The organism is Shouchella lonarensis, from assembly GCF_900096965.1.
Lineage (GTDB): Bacteria > Bacillota > Bacilli > Bacillales > Bacillaceae_D > Shouchella > Shouchella lonarensis.
This window is the reverse complement of the sequence record NZ_FMYM01000003.1, coordinates 125,933-134,480: the sequence shown is the minus strand read 5'-3', so window position 1 is coordinate 134,480 and position 8,548 is coordinate 125,933. Positions and strand designations below refer to the sequence as shown.

Here is an 8,548-nt window from a genome sequence, read left to right as displayed (position 1 = left end):
ACGCCCGTTGGTCCTGTGACACCCGTGGCACCCATAACAATACCGGTTGGTCCCGTTGGCCCGGTGATACCTGTTACACCGGTCACGCCGGTAGCACCAGTCATGCCGGTAGCACCTGTAGCGCCTGTGGCACCGGTCACCCCTGTTGGTCCCGTCGGTCCTGTTGGGCCTGTGGGTCCCGTCGGTCCGGTTGGTCCGGTTGATCCCGTTGGTCCGGTGATCCCTGTTGCGCCAGTGACTCCTGTTGTGCCGGTAGCACCCGTTGCACCCGTTGCGCCCGTTGCGCCCGTTGCACCGGTGACGCCGGTCACACCCGTGACACCTGTCGTTCCGGTTGGACCTATTGCCCCTTGAAGACCTGCCAAGCCGATAGGTCCTGTAGGTCCCGGTGGTCCCGTCGGACCAGTTGGCCCCGTCGCTCCTTGTGGACTAATTTGTTCCCAAGCACTCCACGTCGACGTATCACCATCAAAATTACGAATATATAGTGTTGGATTAGAAAAGAGTAATTGTTGGACCCATGGATTGACCGTTGCTGGTGTAATGACAGATACATAGAGTGTCCATACTTGTGGCGTACCTAGTGGCGCTGAAACGGGTGGGCCATCGGTCCCATTTGAACTATATACACCTGGATCTGTAAAACTATCTAAATCAGAACTAGATGAAACGGGCATCGTCAATGGAAAGGCATCCACATCTTCTGCATCAAGAACGACAACGCCGACTTGCCCGTTGACACTAAACACCTCTCCCTCTGGACCAATTGGTCCAGTTGCACCCGTTGGACCTAGTACACTTGGAATACGTGCAGCATCTTTCATTTTAGACTCTAAAATGATTTCTTTCTTGAATATCGTGTCCATCATGTCTTCTACAGCACCATTAATCTCTAAAATTTCTTCAATAGACAGTGGCGGACCCGTTAATCCATTTAAAGTGCCTAAAGCATACTGAATTTTTTCTCCTTCAGCATTAATAATATGCGCCAGACCCATTTCTTCCATCGCAATGGAGGCTAACAATAAATTGATCACATCACTGCGGGTCAGTGTAATGGTCGGTGTGAAATTAGGCATACTTGGTTGAGACATATACCATTCTCCTTTTCATTTTAATCTTGTTTCTAATCTCGCAATAATGAACGAAAGTATACAAGTAAAATCATGACTTATTCGACGCCACGTTGTTTAAGATTACCCTTCTATTAATTTGAAGGCTGTCATATACGCCCATTGCATCTGGGCATCGACGCTCGTTACAATGGTGAGTGTCACTGCAGGTCCAGGATCCACATTTAAAATGACATCATGAGAAATCATCCCTTGAGAAGTACTAGGTCCTTGATATGTGACCGCATAAGGTGTGCCGTCAACAAGTAATGTGAGTGCTAAATCAGCGATTGAAAATTGTCCGCCAAATGAAACCCAATAAACACCCGGATTCAATACAACAGTACTTGTCGTACCAGTAATGTCACCATTGAAGATTGTCGTATCATCCATGACGATTGGATCTCCTGCTGTGATATTTTCTACTCCTGCTCCATCGTCTATATATGCATAGTTTTGTAACACAAGTGGTGGCGGAGGTCCTGTTGGTCCGGGTGCGCCTGTCGCACCTGTGGCACCAGTAGCACCCGTCACGCCCGTTACACCTGTCACGCCCGTCGCGCCTGTGGCACCCGTTGCCCCTGTTGGTCCGGTCGGTCCTGTTGGTCCGGTCGGTCCGGTCGGTCCGGTCGGTCCCGTCGCGCCCGTCGCGCCCGTTGGTCCGGTTACGCCTGTTGGTCCGGTTACACCCGTTGGTCCCGTCGCGCCCGTTGGTCCGGTTGGTCCGGTTGGTCCCGTCACGCCCGTTGGTCCGGTTACACCCGTTGGTCCCGTCGCGCCCGTTGGTCCAGTTGGTCCGTTTGGTCCCGTCGCGCCCGTTGGTCCCGTTACACCTGTTGGTCCGGTTGCACCTGTTGGTCCCGTCGCGCCTGTTGGTCCCGTCGCGCCCGTTGGTCCGGTAGCACCCGTAGCGCCCGTTGGTCCCGTCACGCCTGTTGGACCCGTTGGTCCGGTCGGTCCTGTCGGTCCAGCTGAACCGGTTGGTCCCGTCACGCCTATTGGCGCTTCTAAAGACTGCCAATTACTCCATGTTGATGTATCGCCATTAAAGCTACGAATATACAACGTTGGGTTTGAGAAAAGCAACTGCTGTATCCATGGGTTCACCGTAGCAGGCGATACGACAGACACGTAAAGCGTCCATATAGGAGATGTCACAGTCGGCGGTGCTGAAAGCGGTGGACCATCGGTACCATTTGAGCTGTACACACCTGGATCTGTAAAACTGTCTAAGTCAGAGGCAGAAGAAACAGACATGGTTAACGGGAAACCACCTACATCTTCTGCAGTGAGAACGACATCTCCAGTCAAACCATTTACACTTAAAACGCCTCCAGGTGGTCCAGTCGGACCCGTGATACCCGTTGGACCCACGACCTCCTCTGGAAAGTTTGTCGCCGTTTTCATTTTTGAATCGAGGATAATTTCTTTTTTGAAGATCGTGTCCAACATTGAAGCAGCACTACGGTTAATGTCTAAAATTTCCTGTATCGTTGCCGGTGGACCTGTTGTACCACTCAGTGTTCCTAAGGCATATTGAATCTTTTCTCCTTCAGCATTAATGATATGTGCCAAACCCATTTCTTCCATCGCAATAGATGCCAACAACAAATTAACGACATCATCGCGACCTAATGTAATATTAGGCGTAATATTGGGCATATTTGGCTGAGACATATGCATGTACCTCCTTTATTATTTTCAGGGGAAAATGTTCCGTAAATGTCAATTGCTCTCACATTACAGTGGAATGAACCAAATCATGTGGTACCCGTCAAACACTTTCTCCTGCTCATAACAAAATATTCCCCCCGGTCAATTCGGTGTCAGCTTATACAAAAAAAGGCGCTTGCTTATACATAGGGCAAAGCTATAAAATTAGTTACATGATGATTACCGATTATTTGGCAATGAAATCCTTTGGAGAACGAAAACCGGGACCTCTGGCCCCGGTTTCTTACTGTTTCCTGTTTTTATTCATATACATCTTAGGTACCACTGAAATTGGTCGAAATAGCCGTTCAATCTTTTGAACATCACAATGACCATACCAGTCACGGTAATGTGTATGTTTCACAGGAATATTTGTCTTACACTTCGGAAAACTTATCCGTAGTGGCCATGCATTTCCTTGATTACAGCAAGACAAGTAATCTCGACGCGAGCCTGTTGGTTCCACCCCATATAGAAACCGATATGCGCCCCACTCAATATGCGGATGATATAATAATGACGCAGTTTGTTTTAAATACTTAACCCGCTTTGTAGGATCATGTACCTGTTTCATATGAATATGATACAATGGTCCCCTTGAAGTTGGCAGGTCCATGCCATTCTCCTTGACATCCTTTGCCCATATGCGCATTAATTGAGGGGGCAATCGTCCAAGGAGCCGATGTTGTATCATGAACTGTGCATGAATAATTGCTGCATGTAGCAATCGGATTTCATCGCGCCCTTCCCAAAAACGTAGCCACTCTTGTTGCATAAAAATAGATACCCCATATGTTGACATGGTATCAAGCAGCAATTGTCCTTTTCTTTTTGACCGCGAATACAAAGATAACTGGTAATATGTATCATAAAAAATGAGGTGGCTTATTTGTTCATATATCCATGCCAGTTGTTTTTTTTCCGCCTCAGAAAGCCACCGCTTTTTTTTCGTTAGTAAATCGGTCATTGCCCAGCCAGTGTTCCGGCTTATTAATCCGGCTAAACGTGCATAGCGAATTTCGGGCAATTTCCTTGCGAACGCATCATACATTTTTGTACGCGAAATATTATCAGCATTATGAAACGAAAATTGCCATTCCATCACATATTTCCCCTCATTCTTTGACAACTTTTAACTAAAAATGGACAGATATGCTCACTTCTAAAAACAAAACTATGGTAAAATGAAAAGATGAGTATGTCATACATTTACCGTTACTATTTACATTTGTATACAATTTATACGCGAAGAGAACAAGTATGGATGATCTCTAGAAAGGGGGCTTACGTATGACGATCCGTTATCCAAACGGCCAACCTTATACCAGCAAGTCGTCCTTACCAAGTCATCACAACCCTTTGAAGAAAAGCAACTATAGTGGTAGAGGTATGACGCTTGAGCAAGATATTGATGAGACAAACACGTACTATTTACATCAAGGTGTTGCCGTCATCCATAAAAAACCAACCCCCATTCAAGTCGTCCATGTCGACTACCCAAAACGAAGCGCGGCCGTGATTCGGGAAGCATATTATAAGCAAGCATCGACCACCGATTACAACGGGGTTTTTCAAGGTGCATACATTGATTTTGAGGCGAAAGAAACGAGAAATAAAACATCATTTCCATTAAAAAACGTCCATGAGCACCAAATTGAACATATGCGCCAAGTCCTTACTCAAAGTGGGATTTGTTTCTTCCTCATCCGTTTTCAACCCGCTGATGAGGTCTATTTACTTGAAGCGCATCATGTGATTAAATATTATGATGAGCAACAACGCAAGTCGATTCCAAAAAAAGATATTGAACAATATGGACACACAGTGAAAACGGGGCTTCACCCACGCATAGACTTTTTAAAAACAGTAAAACAACTATATTTTTAAGTCATCACAAACAAACATACGTGTATACACATAGAACGTAGGGGCTTTTCTTCATTACAACTGGCTCCGTTGAGAAGGGGAGAATGATATGTCTGACCGATTCAAATCACGTCAAGAAAGAAAACAAGCACAACGTAAAAAAGGCGCATCGTCCAAAAAACCTCGCTCGCTTTTTAAAAAGATTTTACTCACCATGGCGATCCTTTTTGGGATTGGTGTTGTCGGTGGCGGGACGACGATTGCCATTATGATTGCCACCGCCCCGGACTTAGATCCTGAAAAATTGACGCTCATTCAATCAATGCAAATTTACGATATGAATGATGAACTCGTCTCTACTTTAGACGCGAGCGAATTCCGAGTAAGTGCCAACATTCAAGATATGCCTGATCATTTAAAGAATGCATTTATTGCCGTTGAGGACCAACGCTTTTATGATCACTTCGGGATAGACCTTAAACGTCTCGGCGGTGCCATCTGGGCCAATATTACAGGAGGTTTTGGTGCAGAAGGTGCTTCCACAATTACACAACAGCTTGTGAAAAACTTATTTTTAACGAATGAAAAAGCACTGACACGGAAAGTACAAGAGCAATATTTGGCGATTCAACTTGAGCGGAAGTACTCTAAAGAAGAAATTTTAGAGATGTATTTAAATCAAATTAACTTAGGTCCCTCCGCCGGTTACGGTGTCCAAATTGCTGCAGAAACTTACTTTAACAAGTCATTAGACGAACTGTCGGTTGCCGATGCGGCCGTACTCGCAGCGATCCCACGTCGCCCCACATTTTATGATCCACATAGGAATCCTGAAAATGCTGAGGGACGCCGGAATACTGTTCTTAACCTAATGGAAGAACAGGGATTCATCACAAAAGAAGAAGCCGATGAAGCGAGAAATACGCCGATTGCTGACCAAATGGATTATACAACGAAAGAGCGCTATGCGTATGCCACGTTTTATGATGAAGTACTAGATGAACTACAAGACAACGAAGAATTGGCTTCAAACAACTTGCTTAATTCTGGCTTGAAAGTGTACACAACACTCGATCCTAAAGCACAAGAGAGTGTCGACCGTGTCTTAAAATCGGGAGAATACCAAGGATTGGTTTTCCCACAAGACAATGAAGACTTTAAAGTCGGCGTGACATTAGTGGATACAAAGAGCGGAGCTGTTCGCGCCTTTGGAAATGATATAAAAGAAAATAACCAACGAGATTGGAACCATGCAACAGATCCAAAACAACAAGGTTCAGCGATGAAGCCACTACTTGCGTATGCACCGGGTATTGAAATGAACAAATGGTCGACGGCGAAGGTTTTGGTCGATGAAAAGCACAATTACACTGACGGGACACCCATTAGTAATGCTAACAACTCGTACCTAGGTGCAATGACGATGCGGGAAGCGTTAGTTAGGTCACGGAATATCCCAGCAGTTAAAGCGATGCAAGAAGTAAGTAAAGACGAAGCGTATGCTTTCTTAGATCCGATGATCAAGATCCCCGAAACAACGAAAGATAAGGACGGAAAAGTGACTCATCACCGCGTTGAAGCGGGCGTTCTTGGGGGGACTCAAGTATCCACAAAACAAATGGCAGGGGCTTACGCTGCGTTTGGGAATGGTGGTACATTCACTGAACCATATATTATTCGCAAAGTCGTCTTTCCAGATGGGCGCGAAATGAATATGGAACCAGAAAGTGAAAAAGTAATGGAAGACTACACCGCATATATGGTTACGGATATGTTAAAAGATGTTATAAACAATCCGATTGGAACAGGAAAAGCCGCAAAAGTCGCTGGTATACCAGTTGCCGGAAAGACTGGAACAACGAACTTTAATGACAAAGTAAGGGCACACTATAACATCACCGACCCTAATGCCTACCCTGCCTCCACCTTTAGTGGCTACAGCACAAACTACACGGCATCGGTATGGATGGGCTTTAGCAAGAACGGTGAAAATAACTATTTAACAGACGCGCATAAAACAACTGCCCAGTCCATCTTTAAACATATCATGACCGAAGTTCACAAAGGGGTTGACACGCCTGATTTTGTGAAACCGGACTCTGTCGTTGTTAGGAACGTAAAGACACCGAGCGATCAAATTAGCCGCGAACTATTTGTTCGTGGTACGGAACCAGAAGAGATACCGGAAAACACAGGGATTTCGGATCCAAGCAAACTTACTGCTGACTACGATAAAGATACAAACACACTTACCTTCTCTTGGGACTATCCGGAAGACGAACGTGAAGAGGTTAACTTTGAAGCATCGATTGATAAAGGCTCCTTACAAGTGAATCAAAATGAAATGAAAGCAGTTTTCACGAATGTCACGCCAGGTGAAACGTATACTTTCACAGTTAAAGCAGTCTCTGCGAACGAAGAAAGTAAGGCTGTTATCCTTAAAGTAACGCCAGGTGCTGCAAACGACGAGGACGAGGAGGAAAATGAAGAAGAACCGCCAGAACCAACACCACCTGGTGATGACGACAATGGTGACTCACCTCCCCCGTCTAACGGACGGCCACCGGAAGAAGAAGCGCCACCAAGTAACGAGAATCCAGGTGACGGAGATACGACAAGCCCTCCTAATGATGGTGATGGTGACGGCGGCGACACAGAGACACCGGTCGAGCCAGATCCACCAGACGAAGAATAGCGAAAAACGCCCATACTTGCGCATGTTACTGCGCGTATGGGCGTTTTCGTGCTCTTTTCACATCGCTATGTCCGTTGTTGCTCGCGCCGCCGCTTGCGGATTTCATACCGCTCTTGCGCCCCTGCAAAATGCCATTTCTCTTCCTCTGTTTCCGGGACGACGCGCGGTACTGATGCCGGTTTCCCGTTTCCGTCTAGCGCGACAAATGTTAAGTAAGATGTTGCTGCTTGCCGGCGTTCTCCTGTTAATAAATCTTCTGCCTCTACTTTCACAAACACTTCCATCGAAGTCGTCCGTGTCGAAGTCACGTAACCTTCAATGCAAATGGCTTCCCCCGTTTTAATCGGTGCTAAAAAGTCAAAGCTGTCACTTGCTGCGGTGACGACTTGCATACGCGAGTGACGCATCGCAGCAATGCTTGCGACTTTGTCTACGTAAGCCATGACATTGCCGCCAAAAATTGTGCCGTGGTAATTTGTATCTGGTGGTAAAACAATGTCTGTTAAAACGGTGCGCGATTCACGAGATCGTTTCGTTGTTGTCATCAGTTTCTCCTTTTCACTCTGTTTTCTCTATGGTGTCCATTTTTAGGCGCAAAAAAAGCCTCCTCCCTATTTTATCATTTCACTCTAGGAGGAGGAAGCGCATTCATTCTTTTTCTTGTCGTTTCAATTGCCTGCGTGCTAACACAAAGAACGGAAGTGGGATGAAAACCCAGAAGCCGCTGTACAGTAGTTGATTCACTGTATACCCTTGATCACGTTCGACTTCCTCTGTTTGATAACGCTCATAATTGGCAAGCAACTGCTCTTCACTTAAATGTTCTCTTTCCTTCTCACCTTCGTCTTCGTAGTGCTGGTTTTGTTTGTAATCTTCAAAGCTCATGTAATACGGGGTTGGGTTTACAAGTGAAACAACATTCACCGCTGCGGCAATCATCCCGCCAATCATCATTACAAGCGTGATTAGCATGACTGCGTAGTAGTAAACATGACGAACCAAAAAATCACTTCCTTTTCTTTTTGATGCTTTCTTTACAGTATACAAGTATAAAACAAATTTATCATTATTTTTTCTTGACTGATGAGATTTAGCTGAACTTTTGCTGCCTAGTATTGGCACCCTATTCCTCATACATGTATACTTAACTAACAGAAGCACA

General features: G+C 45.6%; 7 protein-coding genes. 2 read left to right on the top strand and 5 right to left on the bottom strand.

Annotated elements, in window-relative coordinates:
* The 3 genes from BLT29_RS13575 to BLT29_RS03745 form a co-directional block, all read right to left on the bottom strand.
* A partial coding sequence (locus BLT29_RS13575; RefSeq protein ID WP_281241397.1) for a pyocin knob domain-containing protein occupies nucleotides 1–1,094 on the bottom strand: 1,094 nt, incomplete at its 3' end.
* A gap of 102 nt (nucleotides 1,095–1,196) precedes the next feature.
* Nucleotides 1,197–2,789: a collagen-like protein gene (locus BLT29_RS13570; RefSeq protein ID WP_245701083.1), complete on the bottom strand. Its 1,593-nt coding sequence runs from the start codon at nucleotides 2,787–2,789 to the stop codon at nucleotides 1,197–1,199.
* Nucleotides 2,790–3,069: 280 nt separating this feature from the next.
* Complete coding sequence (locus BLT29_RS03745) at nucleotides 3,070–3,927, bottom strand: DUF2515 family protein (RefSeq protein ID WP_090774987.1); 858 nt, start codon at nucleotides 3,925–3,927, stop codon at nucleotides 3,070–3,072.
* A gap of 188 nt (nucleotides 3,928–4,115) precedes the next feature.
* On the opposite strand from BLT29_RS03745, the gene recU reads away from it, so the two are divergent.
* A complete protein-coding gene (gene recU, locus BLT29_RS03740) occupies nucleotides 4,116–4,712 on the top strand; it encodes a Holliday junction resolvase RecU (RefSeq protein ID WP_090774986.1) in 597 nt (198 codons plus the stop codon).
* An 88-nt stretch (nucleotides 4,713–4,800) separates the two neighbouring features.
* Nucleotides 4,801–7,386, top strand: coding sequence for a PBP1A family penicillin-binding protein (locus BLT29_RS03735; protein WP_090774985.1), 2,586 nt, complete (start codon nucleotides 4,801–4,803; stop codon nucleotides 7,384–7,386).
* A 65-nt stretch (nucleotides 7,387–7,451) separates the two neighbouring features.
* On the opposite strand, the gene BLT29_RS03730 is transcribed toward BLT29_RS03735, so the two are convergent.
* Nucleotides 7,452–7,931 (bottom strand): acyl-CoA thioesterase, encoded by a 480-nt coding sequence (locus tag BLT29_RS03730; protein ID WP_090774984.1) that lies wholly within the window; start codon nucleotides 7,929–7,931, stop codon nucleotides 7,452–7,454.
* 103 nt (nucleotides 7,932–8,034) lie between these two features.
* Complete coding sequence (locus BLT29_RS03725) at nucleotides 8,035–8,388, bottom strand: hypothetical protein (protein WP_090774983.1); 354 nt, start codon at nucleotides 8,386–8,388, stop codon at nucleotides 8,035–8,037.
* Nucleotides 8,389–8,548: the final 160 nt, after the last annotated feature.

Excerpts from the sequence above, each read along its gene's own strand:
- BLT29_RS13570 (WP_245701083.1), bottom strand. The coding sequence starts at position 2,789 with ATGTCTCAGCCAAATATGCCCAATATTACGCCTAATATTACATTAGGT.
- BLT29_RS03735 (WP_090774985.1), top strand. The coding sequence starts at position 4,801 with ATGTCTGACCGATTCAAATCACGTCAAGAAAGAAAACAAGCACAACGT.
- BLT29_RS03730 (WP_090774984.1), bottom strand. The coding sequence starts at position 7,931 with ATGACAACAACGAAACGATCTCGTGAATCGCGCACCGTTTTAACAGAC.
- BLT29_RS03745 (WP_090774987.1), bottom strand. The coding sequence starts at position 3,927 with ATGGAATGGCAATTTTCGTTTCATAATGCTGATAATATTTCGCGTACA.
- recU (WP_090774986.1), top strand. The coding sequence starts at position 4,116 with ATGACGATCCGTTATCCAAACGGCCAACCTTATACCAGCAAGTCGTCC.